The organism is Stieleria magnilauensis, assembly GCA_007753675.1.
Lineage (GTDB): Bacteria > Planctomycetota > Planctomycetia > Pirellulales > Pirellulaceae > Stieleria > Stieleria magnilauensis.
On the sequence record CP036432.1, the window covers coordinates 4,238,998 to 4,257,908 of the forward strand.

The 18,911-nt window shown below is 59.9% G+C and carries 15 protein-coding genes; 7 read left to right on the forward strand and 8 right to left on the reverse strand.

Annotation, left to right across the window (positions count from 1 at the left end; genetic code table 11):
* The first annotated feature begins 15 nt into the window (after positions 1 to 15).
* From TBK1r_RS15015 to TBK1r_RS15025, 3 genes are all read left to right on the forward strand, one after another.
* Positions 16 to 516, forward strand: coding sequence for an MgtC/SapB family protein (locus TBK1r_RS15015; protein WP_145212068.1), 501 nt, complete (start codon positions 16 to 18; stop codon positions 514 to 516).
* Between the two features lie 77 nt (positions 517 to 593).
* On the forward strand, positions 594 to 1,964 hold the full coding sequence (locus tag TBK1r_RS15020) for an NAD-dependent succinate-semialdehyde dehydrogenase (RefSeq protein ID WP_145212071.1): 1,371 nt from the start codon (positions 594 to 596) through the stop codon (positions 1,962 to 1,964).
* 258 nt (positions 1,965 to 2,222) lie between these two features.
* A complete protein-coding gene (locus tag TBK1r_RS15025; protein ID WP_145212073.1) occupies positions 2,223 to 4,151 on the forward strand; it encodes a heparinase II/III domain-containing protein in 1,929 nt (642 codons plus the stop codon).
* 171 nt (positions 4,152 to 4,322) lie between these two features.
* On the opposite strand, the gene TBK1r_RS15030 is transcribed toward TBK1r_RS15025, so the two are convergent.
* Positions 4,323 to 4,967 (reverse strand): hypothetical protein, encoded by a 645-nt coding sequence (locus TBK1r_RS15030; protein WP_145212076.1) that lies wholly within the window; start codon positions 4,965 to 4,967, stop codon positions 4,323 to 4,325.
* A gap of 310 nt (positions 4,968 to 5,277) precedes the next feature.
* On the opposite strand from TBK1r_RS15030, the gene TBK1r_RS15035 reads away from it, so the two are divergent.
* The 3 genes from TBK1r_RS15035 (at position 5,278) to TBK1r_RS15045 (ending at position 7,452) form a co-directional block, all read left to right on the forward strand.
* Positions 5,278 to 6,123, forward strand: a complete 846-nt coding sequence (locus tag TBK1r_RS15035; RefSeq protein ID WP_145212079.1) for a dienelactone hydrolase family protein — start codon at positions 5,278 to 5,280, stop codon at positions 6,121 to 6,123.
* A gap of 91 nt (positions 6,124 to 6,214) precedes the next feature.
* The gene (locus TBK1r_RS15040; protein WP_419581366.1) at positions 6,215 to 6,451 is read left to right on the forward strand and encodes a hypothetical protein; all 237 of its coding nucleotides are present in this window, start codon (positions 6,215 to 6,217) and stop codon (positions 6,449 to 6,451) included.
* Positions 6,452 to 6,627: 176 nt separating this feature from the next.
* Complete coding sequence (locus tag TBK1r_RS15045; protein WP_145212082.1) at positions 6,628 to 7,452, forward strand: hypothetical protein; 825 nt, start codon at positions 6,628 to 6,630, stop codon at positions 7,450 to 7,452.
* Between the two features lie 452 nt (positions 7,453 to 7,904).
* On the opposite strand, the gene TBK1r_RS15050 is transcribed toward TBK1r_RS15045, so the two are convergent.
* From TBK1r_RS15050 to TBK1r_RS15080, 7 genes are all read right to left on the reverse strand, one after another.
* Positions 7,905 to 8,096 (reverse strand): hypothetical protein, encoded by a 192-nt coding sequence (locus tag TBK1r_RS15050; RefSeq protein WP_145212084.1) that lies wholly within the window; start codon positions 8,094 to 8,096, stop codon positions 7,905 to 7,907.
* A 239-nt stretch (positions 8,097 to 8,335) separates the two neighbouring features.
* Positions 8,336 to 9,565 carry a DUF1559 family PulG-like putative transporter gene (locus TBK1r_RS15055; RefSeq protein WP_145222638.1) on the reverse strand — a complete coding sequence of 410 codons (1,230 nt, stop codon included), beginning with the start codon at positions 9,563 to 9,565 and terminating at the stop codon, positions 8,336 to 8,338.
* A gap of 189 nt (positions 9,566 to 9,754) precedes the next feature.
* Positions 9,755 to 12,748: an FG-GAP-like repeat-containing protein gene (locus TBK1r_RS15060; RefSeq protein WP_145212086.1), complete on the reverse strand. Its 2,994-nt coding sequence runs from the start codon at positions 12,746 to 12,748 to the stop codon at positions 9,755 to 9,757.
* Entirely contained in the window at positions 12,729 to 14,255 is a 1,527-nt protein-coding gene (locus tag TBK1r_RS15065) for a hypothetical protein (RefSeq protein WP_419581367.1), read from the reverse strand. The genes TBK1r_RS15060 and TBK1r_RS15065 overlap by 20 nt, the downstream gene beginning before the upstream one ends.
* A 140-nt stretch (positions 14,256 to 14,395) precedes the next feature.
* A complete protein-coding gene (locus TBK1r_RS15070; protein ID WP_145212088.1) occupies positions 14,396 to 15,100 on the reverse strand; it encodes an ABC transporter ATP-binding protein in 705 nt (234 codons plus the stop codon).
* A complete protein-coding gene (locus TBK1r_RS15075; RefSeq protein ID WP_145212090.1) occupies positions 15,097 to 16,308 on the reverse strand; it encodes an ABC transporter permease in 1,212 nt (403 codons plus the stop codon). The genes TBK1r_RS15070 and TBK1r_RS15075 overlap by 4 nt, the downstream gene beginning before the upstream one ends.
* Entirely contained in the window at positions 16,305 to 17,471 is a 1,167-nt protein-coding gene (locus tag TBK1r_RS15080; RefSeq protein ID WP_145212093.1) for an efflux RND transporter periplasmic adaptor subunit, read from the reverse strand. The genes TBK1r_RS15075 and TBK1r_RS15080 overlap by 4 nt, the downstream gene beginning before the upstream one ends.
* A 350-nt stretch (positions 17,472 to 17,821) precedes the next feature.
* On the opposite strand from TBK1r_RS15080, the gene TBK1r_RS15085 reads away from it, so the two are divergent.
* Positions 17,822 to 18,868 (forward strand): NAD(P)H-dependent flavin oxidoreductase, encoded by a 1,047-nt coding sequence (locus tag TBK1r_RS15085; protein WP_145212096.1) that lies wholly within the window; start codon positions 17,822 to 17,824, stop codon positions 18,866 to 18,868.
* Positions 18,869 to 18,911: the final 43 nt, after the last annotated feature.

Genomic DNA, 18,911 nt, shown 5'->3' on the forward strand with positions numbered 1-18,911 from the left:
TTGAAAGTTGAAACCATGCTTGACTCCGTTGATTTAGCGAACCTGCAAGCGATCGCGATCTCGGCCGCGTGCGGTGGGGTGCTCGGGATCGAGCGTGAAATCGCCGGTAAACCCGCCGGGATCCGCACGCACATTTTTGTCTGCGCCGGATCGGCCCTGATGATGATTCTGGGTCAAGAAATCGTTAATCAATTTGAGCAGCAGGAAACCGACTCCCTGCTCAAGGCGGACCCGATTCGGATTCTGCAAGCGATCGTCGTCGGCATCAGTTTTCTTGGCGCGGGGACGATCGTGCATCAAAAAGGCGAGGGCGTGGAGGGGTTGACGACCGCTGCCACGATCTACCTGACCGCCGGGATCGGTGTGGCCGTTGCGGTCGACCGTCTGGGGCTCGCGTTGGCGGTCACCGGACTCGCCATCGCCGCCTTGTTATTGCTGGGTCTTGTCGAACGCAAGATTCAGTTGTTCAACGATGCCGGCAAAGAAAGAAAAAAAGACTCCGACGATCGCAGGTGAATTCGTGCAGCCATCCGCGTTCACCGTCATGATGGTCTGATGACCGCTTCGCTCACCGCTCTTCAAACACGCCACCGATGACCATTGCCAGCATCAATCCAGCGACTAACCAAACGATCCAGGAATTCGCACCGCTCACCAAGGACGACGTGATCACCGCGATCAGCGTCGCCGACACCGCCTACCAGGACTGGCGTCGGAAGAGCTTTGCAGACCGCAAACGATGTTTGCTGCGGTTCGCCGAGTTGCTCCGCGCCGACGCCGACGAGTATGCCCGCACGATCACGCTGGACATGGGAAAACGGATTTCCGAGAGCCAGTACGAAATCGAATACTGCGCCAAGATCGCGGAGTTTTATGCCCACGGCGCCGAACGTTTTTTGGCGGACCAACCGATGGAAGTCGAAGGCGTCGATGCCTACCTCCATTACGAACCGCTGGGCGTCGTGATGGGCGTGATGCCGTGGAATTTCCCCTTCTATCAAGTCGTCCGCTTCGCAACGCCGAACATCATGGCCGGCAACACCGTGTTGGTCAAACACGCCAGCAACGTTCCCCAGTGTGCCAAGACGATTGAAGAACTGTTCTCTCGGTGCGGATTGTTACGGGGCGTGTACACCAACCTGTTTATTCCGTCGGAGTTTGTGGAACGGATTGTCTCCGACGCGCGGGTCCAGGGGATCTCATTGACCGGCAGCGAACCGGCCGGCGCGGCGGTCGCGGCACTGGCCGGCAAGAACCTGAAACGCAGCGTGCTCGAACTGGGCGGCAATGACCCCTTCATCGTGCTCGAAGACGCGGACTTGGATGAGGTGATTCCCCAAGCCGTCAAAGGTCGCATGGTCAACGCCGGGCAATCGTGTGTCGCGTCCAAGCGGTTCATCGTCGTCGAATCGGTCGCCGATAGGTTTTTGACCGGATTCAAAGAACAGTTGTCCGAGCTGAAGATGGGCGATCCGATGGACGAAGCCACCACGTTGGCTCCATTGTCGAGCGAGGAGGCGGCGGTGAAGTTACAAAAACAAGTCCAAGCATCCATCGACGCCGGCGCCACGGTCCTCTTGGGAGGCGATCGGCCGGACCGCGATGGCGCCTACTTCAATCCCACGCTGCTGACCGACGTCACACCGGACATGCCCACGTTTGATCAAGAGTTGTTCGGACCGGTCGCGACCGTGTACGTCGTCAAAGACGAGGCCGCAGCGATCGAGTTGGCCAATCAATCCTCCTACGGTCTCGGCGGCAGCGTCTTCACCGCCGACGTCCAACGCGGTCGCCGCGTCGCCGAGCAGATCGAAACCGGAATGGTGTTCGTCAACCAACCCACTCGATCACAAGCGGAACTGCCGTTCGGCGGAATTAAAAACAGCGGCTACGGCCGGGAGCTGTCCCACTTGGGCATTCTCGAATTCGTCAACAAGAAGCTGATCCACCTGGGTAAGAAATAGCTTGAAGGCTTTTCCCCAGGTCCATCGATTGTGGCTCACGCCATCAACAGACGCGTCAAGAGATTCGGCGTAGGTCAGGCTGTGCCTGACGCCCTTCTGGCATGCACAGCATGCCCTACGCGGCTACGGCATCCGGAAGGCGTCCTGAAAACGAAGCTCCGGGTTGATACGGCGTATAATCGGCCGGGCAAATCGCGATGAACCGCACGTCCATGGGGTCCACGTTCCAACACCCTGCCGCACCGAGTTTCCCCGACCATGCACCGAATCCTCTTTCCGCTCTTGCTTGCACTTGTCGCGACGCCAGGCTTCGCGCAGGACACATCGGTCCCGGTCAGCATCAACGACTTGCGAACACGCATAGCGGCGGTTGCCAAAACCCACCCGCGGCTGATCGCCGATGCGGCACAGCTTGATGCGTTGCGGACGTCACGGGGTGATTCGTCGTCGACGCGAGATGTGCTTGCCAACGCCGTCATCCGCCATGCCGATCTGCTCGCCGACGTTCCGCCGATCACGCGAGCACAGCAGGGGCGACGATTGCTGAGCCAATCGCGCCGCTGCATCGAACGGATGCTGAATCTGTCGATGGCGTACCAATTGACCGGCGAAGTGAAATACGTCGAACGCGGCAAACAGGAGATGCTGGCGATCGCGGAGTTTTCGGATTGGAACCCAAGTCACTATCTGGATGTGGCTGAGATGACACTGGGCATGGCGATCGGATACGACTGGATGTTCGACGCACTGGACGATGCCAGCCGGCAAACCATTCGCCAAGTAATCAAAGATAAGGGAGTGTCGCTGCCGTTTACCACCAAACACAATAAATGGGTCCGCGCCACGAACAATTGGGGACAAGTTTGCCATTGTGGAATGACCGCCGGTGCGCTCGCGATCCTGGAAGACGAACCGGAGTTGGCGGCACAGACGGTGCACCATGCGATTCAAAACGTGCCGCGGTCGATGAAAGCGTTCGCGCCCCATGGCAGCTATCCCGAAGGGCCGGGTTACTGGGCCTACGGAACCAACTTCAATGTCATGCTGTTGGCGATGCTCGACGGAGTCTTGGGAAGCGATTTTGATTTGAGCCAGATGGCGGGCTTTGATGAAACAGGTCAATACATGCCTCTGATCACGGGGCCGTCGGGTGAAACGTTCAACTATGCCGATGGCGGGTCGGGCCGAAAACCCCAAGCTGCCTTGTATTGGTTTGCACGTCGCTATCAGCGTCCGGATTGGTTGCTCGGTGAAGACGCACGAGTCCGGGCGGAGATCGCCGGCTTTGACCCACGCGAAGCCGGTTCGGGCGGAAACCGTTTGCTGCCGCTGGTGTTGCTCTGGATCGGTGACGAAAAACGATTGGACGAAACCGAGATCCGAATGCCGTTGCATTGGCAAAGTGAAAGCAGCACCCCGGTTGCGGTGCATCGCAGTTCGTGGACGGATCCACGGTCCACATTCGTAGGGCTGAAAGCCGGCTCGCCCTCGGCACCGCACGGGCAAATGGACACGGGTTCGTTTGTGCTCGACGCCGACGGCGTGCGTTGGGCGCTCGACCTGGGCGCCGAAGGTTACCACGGCATTGAATCGCGGGGCATGAACTTGTGGAGTGCGGCGCAGGATTCCGATCGCTGGAAGATCTTTCGCCAATGCAACGCCGGGCACAACACGCTGGTCATCGACGGAAAGCTGCAAGTCGCGAAGGGACATGCCGAGATCACGGACTTTTCAAGTGAACCTGATTTCCCACACTCCATCGCTGATTTGAGTTCGGTGTACCGTGGCCAAGCCGAAAAGGTTCGTCGCGGCGTGGCGTTGCTGCCCTCAGGTGAAGTCGTGATTCAAGATGAATTGGACGGATTGGCGACCGGCAGTCGGGTGCGTTGGGGCATGATCACGCCGGCCCAGATTGAATCACGATCCGGTCAGACGTTGCAGCTGACCCAACGTGATCAACGGCTGAAACTGACCATCGTCGAGCCGCGCGGGGCGAGTTGGACGGTCGTCAACACGGAGCAACCGCGGCATGAATGGGATTCGCCCAATCCCGGAACGCAAATGGTGGCGTATGAAGTCGAAGCTCCGGCCTCGGGCGAGCTTCGCTTGGTCGTCGTGGCAACGCCGGGAAGTTGCGAAATTCCTGTGGGCGAACGATTCACCGTCGGGTCGCTTGAAAACTGGTAGGGTGCTCGCGAGACTTTCGATTCATCCCCATCAGGCAACGCTGTGAAGCATTGATTCCTTGCGTTTGACGAGGTGTTAGCGGCAGGGCGCAAGCCCTCCGGTCCCGCATCGTTCCCGAAACACCGGAGGGCTCGCGCCCTACCGCTAAATAATGTTTCCCAGCGTTGCCCATCAGGCGAGTGAAAACCGGGCGTCGGGCACCATGTCTTCGAGATCGGCGAGCACATGGCGCAAGTGCCGCTCACGGATTTGTTTTCCCACATTCATGATGCTGTTGGTGTCGGCCAGGTACGGGCTGGCTGCGTGCGATTCGTCATGGTGGTACCCGATCGCGTGCAAAAACTCGTGGGGAATCGCGTTGTGGATTCCTGTTTTTCCCGCCACATTCGTCGGCTGATAGTCCTTGATGTCGGCGGTATCCAAGTGGATGGTCGAGCTATGCGGCATCACCTTGCTCTGATAGGTAAAGGACTCGCTGGTCGGATGAACTTTGCGGAGCAAGACGGTCCAGTGCCGATGTTTCTGCAGTCCACGACCGATGCTGAAGTCCACGCCGAGTGTGGTCGTGAACCCCCGATCGGTCGCGGTCATCCGAATGCGTGTGTTGCGGAACGCATCGGCCAACAACAGATTGAACACGTCGTGATAGAACTTCTTCTCACGTTCCACCCACGGCGTTGTCACTCCCGGCCCGAGCAGCCAGCGGTAGTACCAGCGGCTGACCAGGATCACTTTCGGGTACACCGAAAACGCGTCCACCTCGATCCGATACCAGGGTGTTTCTTTGGCAACCTCTTGTGAAATCGTGCGACTCATCTTTCACCTCACCCGGGACAGAACGTGGACGTTTGTGGAAGCCCCTTTCGCGCAGACGCGCTTTCCCTGTTATCGTGGCCACGATTGAATCGTGACCTGAAAACGAGAAAAATGGTTGCGAAAACACTCCACCTGTTCAGATGCATCCTGCCGTCACAGCGGGGCCGAGACGCAGACGCCGTAGGGGCTTGCGTCGTTTCCGCAATGCGCCCGACGATAGAGCCTGGCTGGCGGACGACGGAGACGGCGCCCGCTACACTGTTCTGCGATTCGGGTTCTCTCCATCGACCATCAACCATTGAGGCACTCCATGTGCGACCAAGATCACTTTGAAGAAGATCTCAAAAAATACTCCCGCCGAGACATCGGCACGCTGGCCGCCGGCGTCGGGGCGGCGATGATGCTGCCCCGCGCGGCGAACGCCGCGGAGGTACAGGACCGCGACGTGACGATCACGACACCCGATGGCGAGTGCGACGCGTACTTCGTCGCCCCGTCGACGGGCAAGCACGCCGCCGTGCTCATCTGGCCCGACATCTTTGGACTCCGTCCGGCGTTTCGCCAAATGGCCAACCGTCTCGCCGAATCGGGCTATAGCGTGTTGGTCGTCAATCCGTTCTATCGCACCCAGAAAGCCCCCACGGCAGCCAACGGTGCGAGCACGTCGATTTCGGACGTGAGACCGCTCGCGCAGTCGCTGAATGCCACCACACATACGACCGATGCCAAGGCGTTTGTCGCGTGGCTGGACGCGCAGTCAGAAGTGGACACGACCAAAAAGATCGGCACCACCGGTTACTGCATGGGCGGACCGATCGTGATGCGTACCGCCGCGGCCGTACCCGACCGCGTCGGCGCCGGCGGCACCTTTCACGGCGGCGGGCTGGTCACCGACAGTCCGGACAGCCCCCATCTGCTGATCCCGCAAATGAAGGCGCAGTTCTTGATCGCAATCGCCGAGAACGACGACCAACGCGACCCCGAGGCCAAGAACGTGCTGAAGCAATCGTTCGCCGACGCGAACCTGGCTGCCGAGATCGAGGTGTACCCGGCAGGGCACGGTTGGTGCCCACCGGACACCCGCGTCCACAACCCCGAACAAGCAGAAAAAGCCTGGGGACGCATGCTCGAGCTGTTCGAGCGGGCACTTGGCTGAGCCACATCTGACATGATTAAGACCTTCGAACAAGCGTTTCAATTTATTCTCGAACAAAAGGTCTGCACGGCCGGTCGGCGAGTTGGATTCGTTGTCACAACAGGTTTGTGAGTTCATCCGCTTGGAACCCAATTACACCGGGGCACTTCGCAAACAAGCGATCGCGCAGCTAGAGTGCACGAAGAGTCAATTCGATACGACGCTCAAGAGGCTGCAAGTGAGCTTGAATATCGTTCGCTCGAACGACCCGAAGCATAAGAAAGATTTCTGGTTGCCGATGCGTGAAGTGCATTTGGACATCGTGCAAATGCACGAGGCGAACCAGTAGAAACGAGTGGCATGCACAGCATGCCCTACGTTGACTTGCCACGACGATTTTCAATTTTTCTCGGAAACATCTCCACGACACCTTCGCTTGGATCGGTGTCGAGGAGGGTGGTCGGGTGTTCCGATCAACGCCAAACGTAGATTCTCGGCACACACTTTGTTTCGGGAGAAACTTCGATGGCTCGTTCCAAAAACCAAGCATCAAAAAAACGACGGCTCGGACTTCAGAATCTGGAAACCCGCAAAATGATGGCCGGTGACGTCACCGTGGATATCGATATCTCCGGTAGCCGAATCGATGTCGAACTGACCGGCGACGGGGCCGCCAACGGCGTCGAAGTGCGACAGATCAATGACACGCTGCGAATCACCGGTTTGACTCAAGGCGGCGCGCCGACGACGATCAACGGAAGCTCATCGCAAGTCAACATTCCGACCAAGCTGTTCACCGGGGGCTCTTGGAGAACGCTCGACGATCTGACCATCAAGCTCGGCAACGGTGACGACCAAGTCGTCATTCGCGACGTCAACATGCAGCACCATTCGCACAGCGATCTAAGGATCGAAACCGGGCGTGGCAATGACCGGATCACGATGCTGGATGTCAATGTTCTGGACGACATCGACTTGATCGACCACTCCACCGATGACGGCAACGATTACTGGTGGATGCGTAACGTCGATGTCGGCGACCGATTGAGCGCGAACATGGGTGATGGTGCCGATACCTTCGTCGCCTCGTACACCGACGCCCGAAGCCTGAACATCGACAGCGGACGGCACAACGACTACGTCAGCTTGTTCGGAATCGACGTCGACAACCTGGACGTCGAGCTGCGCAGCGGAAACGACACGCTGCGAATCGATGCATCCGATGCGGACAATGCCCATCTGGACGGTGGCAGCAACCACGACACGCTGGACGTCAACGGCACCGGCTTCTACGCCAACGCCTTCGATGCCGTCCTGGCTTCGGAAGACTTCGAGACGATTTACGCTTGAACGTGATCGGCAAGGCTTCGGGTGTCCCCTCGAAGCCTGCCACACATTTCATCGCGACTCGTTCCCAGGCACAGCTTGGGAACGAGTCCGCAAGATCATTCTGCCCCGCATTGTCTGGCTTCCTTTCCACGTCAGCGGTTTGTCTGATCGGAACCAGGTGGCATGCAGAGCAGATCCGACGCCTTACTCCTCGGTGGACTCGGCGGCCTTCTTCTTTCGCGCCGCAGCAGCTTCCTTCGCGGCTCCTTTGGCGCGAACATGGAAGCCGGCTTTGTTCATCAGGGTTTCCGAGTGTGGGGAAGGGAAGAAATCCGTGCGCTGCAATTCACTCGGTTATTCTACATCCCACGCGACCCCATGGGCGGCCCCATGGGCGGCCCCATGGGCGGCCCCATGGGAGGCCCCATGGGAGGCCCCATGGGAGGCCCTGCGAAGCGATTGGTACCGGGCGGCTATTGGTCGCCTTCGGAAGCGTCCGAGCTGGTCGCCATGTCTCCCTCGGCTGCCGCCACCGCCGCTTCGTATTCCGCGATGGCTTGCGCGTCGGCTCCTTCGGTGGACGTCTGGGGACGGCTGTCGCCACAACCGACAACGGCGGCGACCAAAAGCACGAGAACCAAGCAGGACGACAATTGGGTTTTCATTGAAGGGACCTGATGTAGGGAAGACGCGGGCGATGGACCCGCACAATCAATCGATCGACAAACATAAAATGACTACGGCCCGATTGCCCCTTTGGGCAGCGCTGTGAAGCATTGATTCCCTGCGTTTGACGAGGTGTTAGCGGCAGGGCGCAAGCCCAATACCGCTAAAAAATGCTCACGGCGTTCCCGTTGGTCCTGCCCGCTGGGACAATCGAGCGGCATAAGCCATACGGAGTGCGTTAGATCTCTTCGTCGATGGTTTCGTTGCTGGCACGCGTGCCCAACGCGCCCCAGAGCCCGTAGGGACTTTGCGAACCGGGAAGCTGGCCGCCGGTCCCGTTGAGCCAAACACTGCCGGCCGTCTGGTCACCGGCTTCGATGGAATCGGTGATGAACTTAACCGCTCCGTCGCCCATCAACACGTGACATCCGCCTTGGTGGCGGCTGGACATCGTCGCAATCAGGGTCGTGCCGAGCGTGTTGTACGGTCCGCAAAGCTCGCGATTGGGAGACAGAATCGTCAAGCAACCGGTAAAGAACGGCCCTTGGTCAGCCCAGCGATAGCCACGGGCAAACAGAGCACGAGAGATCATGTTGTACTGGGGATCCCAAAACCGGGGCCTGTCCGGGTCGATCAATGGCTGGCAAATCGACGGGTTGTCGCGAAGGTTCGCCAGGGAGACCCCGGGCGCACTGCGGTTTCGGGCCGATTCGGTCACCTGACCACGGATATCATTGTCGCCCAGATAGGTGATGATTTCTCCCATCGCGATGGTGTTGGACAGACCGTCCAGGCAATCGCGGAATTTTGCTTCCTGCAGCGGCTTGAAGAACCCGCGGTGGGCGGCGTTTGATTGTCGGCTCCGTCCGTTGGTCACCTGGGTTCGGTTGTTGTTGCGATTGGCGAGGTGGAGCAGCCACGAGGAATCTCCCAAGCAGGCGGCGTAGTTCGTCCGCCCCAGGGCCGGAAGTCCAACCCCGGGATCGCTCGGGCAACGGTACGTCGGAACCTCGGTCGTCCAGGGAATGTACTGAATCTTCTCGGGGGTCGGCCCCATCGCCGGCCATGGATTGGTCGGTGTGCCCACCGCCGCACTGGTGTTGCCGTCGGTTCGCTTCGAATTCGGGTTGCTGATTTCATTCCACAACGCCTGTTGCTCGATGAACGGCAGAATCGGAACCAGCATGCTCAAGCGGTGACGATTCCCATAGTCCGAGGTGCGGAACCAAGGCGCCGGCGTCCCCGGTTGGGTTCCCGAGCCGTGTGTCGGCAACTGTTTGTAGGCCGAGTGATAGTTGTGGATGCCAATCCCAAGCTGTTTGAAATTGTTACTGCAACTCATCCGTCGGGCTGCTTCACGAGCAGCCTGGACCGCGGGAAGCAAGAGTCCCACGAGGATTCCGATAATCGCGATCACCACGAGCAGCTCCACCAACGTGAAGCCCGCCCTCTGTTTCTGTCTGGGCATTACCATAGGAGCACCTTGACTGTTAAAGAGATAGAAAGAAATAAAAACGAAACTCGAACAAGATCGCCCGGTTTCCATCGTTTCTAGCTGACTGGATACAGCCGAGTGAAGTGATGTAAAAATGCGTCGTCGTGACAACAAAATGCGTCATGGCAGTTGACCGGCTCGAAGCCGCTAAATGTTTCAATTCTACAGCGGCCAAATGCCAAGGTGTTGGGAAACCAAGTAATCCCGTCCGCCGGTCAAGTCGCCGAGCGATTCGTTGCTCCCGTCGGGCCACGTCACGTTGACGTCTTCCAATGTTTCGACGCCCGGCACCGCCACCACGATGCACGCTTCGTTGGCGCACTGGAACCCGTTTCCGGTTAGCAATGATTGTTCAATGGTTCGGTCGTTCGCGGTGAACCGGACCCGTGCGCCGATCGCGTCGCGATGCGTCGCGGTGGCCCGCAAGAAGAACCGCGTCTGCTCGGCCGATGTCTCGGATCGATTGATCAACAGCGCCACCGGATCGAATAGATGTGTGACGATCAAGTCGGTGCGGCCATCACGATCGGCGTCGAGCGTCGCAACGGACCGGGCCAGTCGAGGCCGAATGAAATAGTCACCCAACGAGTCCGCATCCCTCTCGCTCCATCGGCCGCGCCTGGCCTGCTGCAAGAGCTGGGGAAGTTGCCGAAACGATCGTCCTTCGAATTCAAAGTCGTCGATGTCACCGTTGGCAATAAACACTTCCAACATGCCGTCATTGTCGACATCGATCCACTGGATGCCGTAAGCGAGCATCGGTTTGGAGGAATCCGCAAAGCCGGCGGCTTGGGACGCATCGGACCACACGCCCGGGCTGTCTTGCCGGTAGAACGTATTGTGATCATCGACGAAATGCGTCAACAAAAAATCGATGTCGCCGTCGTTGTCGGCATCTGCCGCGGCGATGCCCATCGAGGCCTGGGCGACGGAGCGACGGTTCAGCGCCAATCCACGCACGGCGGCTTGATCGGACAGCCCGAACGCGGGCGTCTGGTCCGATTTCGCCCAATAATGATTGGCCGTCATGTCGTTGGCCACATAGGTTTCCAAACCGGGACGGCGATCGAAGTCTCCAATCACCAGGGCGAATCCGCGGCCTGGTTCGTGCGGCCCGAACCAGTCGGTCGCGTCGGCAAACGTCCCATCACCATTGCCGACCCAAATCCGGTCGGGTTCGGCATCAAAGGCCATCGGGTTGCACGATCTGGCTTCACCGATCGACTCGACCACACAAGGCAATTGCAACGGTTCTTCGCCGCGGCAGTAACCGACTTCGTAAAGATCGGCGTGTCCATCTGCATTCAAATCGGCGATCGCGACCGACGTCGTCCAACCACTTCCGCTGAGTCGACACGACGCGGTGACATCACGAAACGTCCCGTCGCCGTTGTTTTGATACAGACGGTTTTCTCCGATGTTGGCAACCAAGACGTCCGGCCAACCGTCGGCGTTGTAATCACCGACCGCGACGCCTTGGGAAAACCCACGATCCAGCAGCGCCGAGAAGTCCGTGACGTCGGAATACTCACCTGCCAAGTTTCGATACAACCGATTGGGCCCGGAATCCTCGCGACGGGGCGTCCCATCCATCACCGTCAAATAGGTATCAGGCCAGCCATCCAGGTCAAAATCCACCACGCCCGCCCCGCCCGCCCCGGATTGATAAATCATCAGACCGGATTCGGCGTCGCCGGTCTTGTCGAGGGCACAAACGTGATCGAGCGATCGCGCTGCCGCTTCGTCGCGAAACCGCAGATTTCTGTCCGAGTGTTCCTCCATCGGCGGCGTGGGAGACCGATCCGAGCGATGCCAAACCATCGCCGGAAAAGAAGACAGGTCGACGTTCGCCGACACCGTTTGCTCGGGCAATTGCCACGGCGTCGAACCGGTCAACCGATCGCGGATCGCGCGGAAGGTCTTCTCGAACTCGGGATCGGGATGCTGTTTCATCGTCGCCCCGATCATCAACCAATTCGTCGCCTCCCACCGTCGCCCCAGTTGTTCCAGCGTCAGCGCGAGATCGACGACGGTGGATTGGGAATCAAGGTCCCAGCTGCTCAGCGTTGCCAGATGACTCCGCAGTGCGGCAATTTTTTCGCCGCGGCGGGCGACACGTTCCGCCTGCTCGGTGCGTCCCAATTGGGTCAACGCACTGGCCAGCCCCTGAAGCGCCTCGAGATCGTTCTCGTTCACTCTCACCGCCGACCAATAGGCGCGCGCCGCTTGGTCGACCGATCCGTGACGTGACGCCCAGTTACCCGCCGCCATCCAGTATTGCGAGTAAGTCTCGATGTCCCCGGGCAACGATTGGCTCCATTGTTCCACCGCAACGGTCTTGTTCTGTTCCACCAATGCCCGACCATACAGGGCGACGGCCGGGGAGAAATCGGGGTGCTGCCTGACGACCGCCGCGAGCGTTTGTTCAACTGCATTCCAATCGGACTCGGCGGCGTCGTGTTGAGCCAACGAAAACACCGGGCGAAGGTCTTCGGGGTTGCGACGCAGTGCCGATTTGCACGTCTCGTCGTGAGTCTGCGGACGTGTCAGGTCGGCCAAGATCAGTAGGATGGCCTGGCTGCCGTGCTTGTGTTGGACCAGCCATTGAAACTGCTCGGCGGCTTCGTCTTGCAAGCCGACGCGGGCAAGAAAACTGGCCAGGTTCTGTCGGATCTCCAATGCCTCGGGATAGTCTTGGACTGCCTCACGCAAAACCGCAATCGTCTCGAAGGGGCGTTCCGCGGTGATCGTCGCCCCCGCCCATTTGAACCACAACTCCTTCGTCGGTTTGCCCTCTTGCACTTCCCTTGTTGCTCTGGCTGCCGCCTCATAGAACCCGATCGCGGCGGCCGCATCGCTTGCCTGGATCGCACCATCACCGGCCATTTCCAGGGCTTGGGGATCGTCGGGGTGCTGTTGCAGATACCGCCGGATCACTTCGCGAGCGGCATCGAATTGCTTGGTCGCGATCAATCGACGCGCATTGTCCAAATCAGCCCCCAAAACCTGCGAGTCTGGATCGACACCCTCGCGGCCCACTTCTGTGGCCGAGCGGTCGCATCCGTTGCAAAACGCGAGCACTAGGGACAGACACAAGGACAGCGGTCGCAGGTTGAGTTCCATCATCCAGCCTGAATCAGCGGGTGAAGCCGTCACGGAACTGGAAGGCGTATAGATCGGCGTCCTTCATGACAAAGCGGAGGCGGACAGGGCGGCCGGCGAGAGGGGACACGTCGGGGCCGGATTTCCAGGAAACCACGCGTTGGATTTCGTTGCCGATCTGCTCGCGAGATTCGGCGAGCGTGAAGCCGGGGATCGGCGTTCCGGAAGCGTCTTGGATCTCCACGCGAATGCCGCCGGCGGCGGAGGTGGCAAAGTTGAGCGCCAACTGCGATCCGCTAAACGCCAGCGGCTTGGTGACCAGTTCCCCGCCGTGATAATCGGCTTGGGCCGACGCGAACCCGTCCAGCCGCATCGAATAGCGGCGCAGATGGGCCGTCGGTTGCGCGTAGTCCTGGTTCAGATACATCGACATCTCCGTCGGCCCGGTTTGCACGACGTTCAATGCCGGGTAGTTCGTTCGCGACACCCAGTTGTGAGCCCCGATCCCCGGTCGCACGAAGCTGCTCAGGAAGGTGCGGTCGTAAACGTCGCTTCCCGGCCGTGAGGTCATCAGGATCGCATCGGACGTGTCCTTGAAGTAACGCGGATTGACGTGGATCGCCTGAGCTTGCTCGTCGGTCAACACCTGTCTGCCCGGCATGAAACGGGCGGCGATGGAGACATACAAATGCGGGGCGCGAAAATACGGATGCGTTTGGTTCGTGTACAAGTGCTCGATCGGTGCCTCGCCGCCGCGATGTCGATACCCCATCAGCACCGGCGCCGACCACTGGACGAAATCGTCGCTGACCGCCCGCGCGATGCGACGAATCTTGTCCTGGAAGACGCGGAAATAGCAGACGTACTGTTGTTCCGCCTGCGACCAGAACGCCAGGTTTTGAGAGTCGAAGAAATGGGGATAGGCAACCTGGTCACTGGGGATCACGGGTTGTTCGCGCAGCTTACGCCAACGCGTTCCGTCGGCGGAAACCCAGGCGATCAGACCGCTTTTGACGGTCCCGCCGAGTGCTTTGAAACGCTCCTCCGCCGGGACGCCTTCGCGCGTGTCCAACATCGGGCAGAAATTATGCGTGACCGGCGCGGCGTCGGCCAACACCACGTTGTTCTCGCGCGTCCCCTGGACTTCGAACAGTCCCAAATTCGGCTTGGTCCACTCGATGCCGTCGGTCGACTCCGCGTAGCAAGTCGTCTCGGCACGGTTGCCATCCTGGCCGGCGACGCCGAGACCACGATAGTACAGTCGCAAGCGGTCGCCGTCGCGAATCACGGTCGCATAAGCACTAAAACCGCCTTCCCATGGCTTGTCAAACGCCAGCACCTGACCTTCGTCACGCGGCCGATGCATCACCAAGTCGACATCGTCGCGCGTTTCGATCAAGGCTTCGTCGACAAACAGCTCGCGTCGCGAACCGATCTCGTGGACGTTCGGCAACGGGTCTGCGGCGAAGGTTCGGCGGGGCATTGAACCGGTTGCAGCAATGACCGCCGAAGCACCCGCTGATTGCATCCAGCGGCGACGAGAAAGCGAATTCAAACTCATGGCAACTCCTTGTCGTGAATCGAGTGATCCAGCAGTTTACTCGTTCCGCGGACGCAAAGGTTGCGTCCATCGAGTCGCCGAAAATGGACTGGTCAAAAAATGGACTGGTCAAAAGATGGGGACGTCTGGGTTGAGATGTTTCAGGACTCAGCCAACCGCATCAAGCCGTCTTCCATTTCATACCGGGTGTCGAAGACGTCCAGGGATCGATGGTCGTGGGTGACGACGATGACGGCGGCTTGCTGTTCGTGGGCGACCTTGGCGAACAGTTCCATCACTTGTCGGCCGCGGTGGCTGTCCAGCGCCGCGGTGGGCTCGTCGGCCAGAATCACGCTGGGGTGGTTTGCCAGCGCGCGGGCCACGGCGACGCGCTGTTGTTGGCCGCCGGAAAGCATCGACGGCAAGTTCTCGCCCCGATCGCCGACGCCGAGATAGTCGAGCAACTCCTGCGCGCGGGTGCGGGCCGATTTGGGCGTGTCGCCGTTGAGCTGCATCGCGATCTGCACATTTTCGCGGGCGGACAAAAACGGGATCAAGTTCGATTTTTGAAACACAAATCCGAGGTGTCGGCGGCGAAACGATCGCAGATTGGTGTGCGGGACGTCGCCTTCGACCACCAACTTGCCGCCGATCAACACGCGTCCCGCCGTCGGCGGGTTGATCAGGCCGACGGCGGTCAGAAACGTCGACTTGCCAGAACCACTCGGCCCCAACAACGCCACCACTTCGCCGCGATGCACCTGCATCGAAACGTCGCGCATTGCGACGACTTCGGTATTGCCGCTGCCGTAGATCTTGGTCAGCCGGTCGGTTTCGATGGCCAACGTTTCCCCGGCATCGCTCATGACAGGGCCTCGTTGGGCGAGATCCGCAGCGCTTTCCAAATCCCCAGCACGCTGGACAAGATCGAGATTCCCAGCACGATAGCGGCAAGCTGTATCAAGTCGGGTTGCGTCACCAGGACGCGTCGGGGAAACATCGGAAACACCTTTTGCCCGACCAGGTAGGCGATCGCAAACCCGAACGCACCCAACAACAACGCTTGCTGCAGAATCAAACCCAAAATCACGGTGTTGGGGGCACCGATTAATTTCAACAGCGCGATCGAATGGATCTTGTCCAGCGTCATCGTGTACAGGATCAGCGCCATGATGATGGCTGCGATGACGGTCAACAGCACACGGAACAGTCCGATTTGGCGTTTGATCTTTTCGACCGTCCCCTTGAGCAACAACTCGCGTTGCCCATCGGAGGTGTACACCGAGACGTCGCCCCAACCGCCGATGATGTCGGCGACGACGTCGGCGTCCGCGTCGGGCTTGAGCGAAACCATCACGGCACTCAGCCCGGGACGGGCGACGGCGGGCAATTCGCTTCCCGGGCGTTGCGCGTTGGCCAGCAACATCGGTTGTTGTGCGACCAGATCAAAGCGGCGACCGCGGGCTTCCCGGGCGGCCCGTTCCAGACGGACCGCTTCGCCGGGCACGTCAAATTGAATCGCCTGGGCATCGCGGACGGTGACAAACGCCATGCCGTCGCCGCTGCTGCCGATCATGTTATTGGTCGTGCCGACGACCGTGTAGGTTTCCTGCCCCAGTTGGATGCGATGTCCGACCGGCAGCCCCAGCGATTCATTGGCGATCATTTCAAAGTGGTTTTGACGCAGCACTCGGCCGCCGGTCAGCGCGATCCATTCCCCCTTGTCGGTCGGCCAACTCAATCCCATCACCGCGATCCGTAGGGGTTTACCGTTCCGCTCTCGTTGAATGGTGTGGTAGACAAACTCGCGGGCCGAAGCGACGCCGGGCACCGCCGTCGCACGATGCACCAGACTGGGCGGCACCCGCGAAACTTCGGCGAACGGGCCACGGGTGTCGCGTTGGACGATCCACAAATCGGCATCGACGCGATCGATCAACAACGTCGCGTCTTCGATGACGCCACGGTAGATCCCTCCCATCCCCATCACCACCATCAACAACATGCCCACGCCGAGGGTGGTCAACGCAAATCGTCCAAAGCTGTAGCGGATGTCCTTCAAGGCCAGGTTCATGATTCGTCCACGCTCACGTGACGTCCGTCGACCAATGCCGCGCTGCCATGACGTGGCATGACCACCTGGTCCGTTGCGGAAAGCCCCAAGATGACTTCGACGCTATCACTTCCGCGCAATCCGAGCGTCACCGGTCGCAGCCGCGCCACTCCGGCGTCGTTGACGAACACGGCGTGACCGTCGTCTGTACGCACTAATGATGCGGCATCGATCTGAATCGCGGAAGGCTTTCTGCCGGTTTCCAAATACACTTCGGCGCGCTGCCCAACGGCCCACTGATCCGGCATTGCGTTGGCTTGCACGTCGACCACAAACTCACGCGTTTCTCGATCGGATTCGTTGGCCAATCGAACCACGGTCCCCGGATACGATTGCTCGGGTTGGGAACGGAACACGATGCGGGCGGGTTGGTCTTTGGCGACCCTCGACATCTCCGTTTCATCGACCCAGGCGCTGATCCAGAGCACGTCGGTGGAAATCAGTGTCAATATGCCGCTGCCGGGCACCACCACGTCACCGGATTCGCGATGTCGCGCCGTAATCAGACCGCTGAAGGGGGCGAGAATCCGCGTGTCCCGCAACCGCGCCTGATGGTATTGAAGCGTCTTTTCCGCCGCCAACAAAACCTTTTGTCCTTCGGTTATCGCCGCTTCGGCGCGGGCCACATCGGCGACCGCAACCGACATCGCTTCGGTGGCACGTTCAAACTCCTCCTGCGACGTTGCCGATCGTTCCAACAAACTTTCCAGCCGTCGACTGGTTCGTTGCGTTTGGTCCAGCACCACCGTCGCCCGTTCCTTGTCCGCACTCAGTCGCACGATGGCTGCTTGGGCGGCGGCCACGTTGGCTTCGGCGATTTCGACTTGCTGCTGCAATTCGGCCGCGTCCAGCTCGACCAGTAAATCGCCCTCGGCAACCGCGTCCCCCTGGTCGGCCGACACCACCGTGATGCGGCCGGATATCTTGGGGCTGATCGTTGTCGACACGCGGGCTTCGAGTGTCCCGGTCCCGATGATTTCCGAAACGATCGGACCGCTGCGAACCGGAACCCTTTGGACCGGAACCGGCCGAAACCGCAGCCAGTAAATCGCCCCCGCCAGAACAATCAACACGGCCAGCCACTTCGCAAACGTCCTGGACCATTGGATGAAACGACTCTGCATGGAAACTTCTTCAGGTGATCGGGCGTTCTGAGCTTGTGTCAGCGGGCTGAGAATATACACATTAACATATAGGATAGGGCGGCGCGTCAAGGTGATTGCCGACGCCGCCGTCCTTGCAGCTATCGCTCAATGCCACTTACTTTGGCACTGAGGGAGGTAGCGGAACGGCGCGAGCCGTCCGGTTTGACCTTGAAAGACCGGAGGGCTCGCGCCCTGCCGCTAACAAAAGTCGCCCGTTTGTCGCCAAAGTAAGTGGCATTAAGCTATCGCCCCCCAATCCCTTCGCCGGCGCCCCGCCCCTTCGCGCAGGCGGATTCCGTTTCCAGTCACACCAGTTCGAGGACAAGCCATTGGGATCCACCGGTTCACTTCAGACACCGCTGTGTGATGTGCTGGAATGCCGCTACCCGATCTTGCAGGCGGGCATGGGAGGCGTGGCGCGTGCGGAATTGGTGGCCGCGGTTTCCAATGCCGGCGCGTTCGGTTGTCTGGGCATGGTTCGCGAATCGCCGCAGCGGATCACGCAACAGATCAACGAAGTTCGATCGCTGACCGACAAGCCGTTCGGTGTCAATCTCATCCCCGCGGCGACCGACCCCGAACTGTTTCGTGTCGAACTCGATGCGTGCTTGCGTGCCGGTGTACACACGATGGTTTATTTCTGGGATGTCGTCCCGGACGCGATCAACCGCGCCAAGCAAGCCGGGTGCCGGGTCGTGTATCAGGTCGGCGATGTCGACCAGGCGATCAAAGCGGAAGCGGCGGGAGCCGATGTGATTGTCGCACAGGGAGTGGAAGCCGGGGGGCACGTTCACGGAACGGTCACTTCGCTGGTGTTGCTGCCGCAGATCGTCGACGCGGCCTCGATTCCGGTTGTCGGATCGGGCGGTTTTGGAAGTGGTCGCAGCCTGGTCGCAGCGTTGGCCATGGGCGCGCAGGGGATTCACTGTGGCACGGTGTTGCTGGCCACGCACGAGTCATTCGCCCACGACGTCCACAAACGTCAGATCGTCCGGGCCGACGCCGACGACACGCTGCACACCGACGCGTATGCGATCAACTGGCCGCCCCACTCTGCCGTCCGTGTGATCAAGAGTCAGAGCACCGAACCGTACGAACAGCAGCCCTTCGGACACCACGCCGACGAGATGCCGCGAGAACAGGTCGCCGAAGAAGAAGGCCGTCCGGTGTACTTGATGAGCACGGATTCGCCGTTGAAATCCATGACCGGGGAACTGGAAAAACTGGCGATGTTCGGCGGCCAGGTCGCCGGACAAGTCACCGCGATCGACTCGGCGGCAACCGTGATCCGGCGGATCGTCGACGAAGCCGAAGCGGTGATCGAAGGCTTTGCCCGATCGGCGGGTCCGGCCGGGGATTCCGATTCGATCACTTGATCGGGACGGTGAATCTCGCGACACACTCGGATCACGTCGGCAG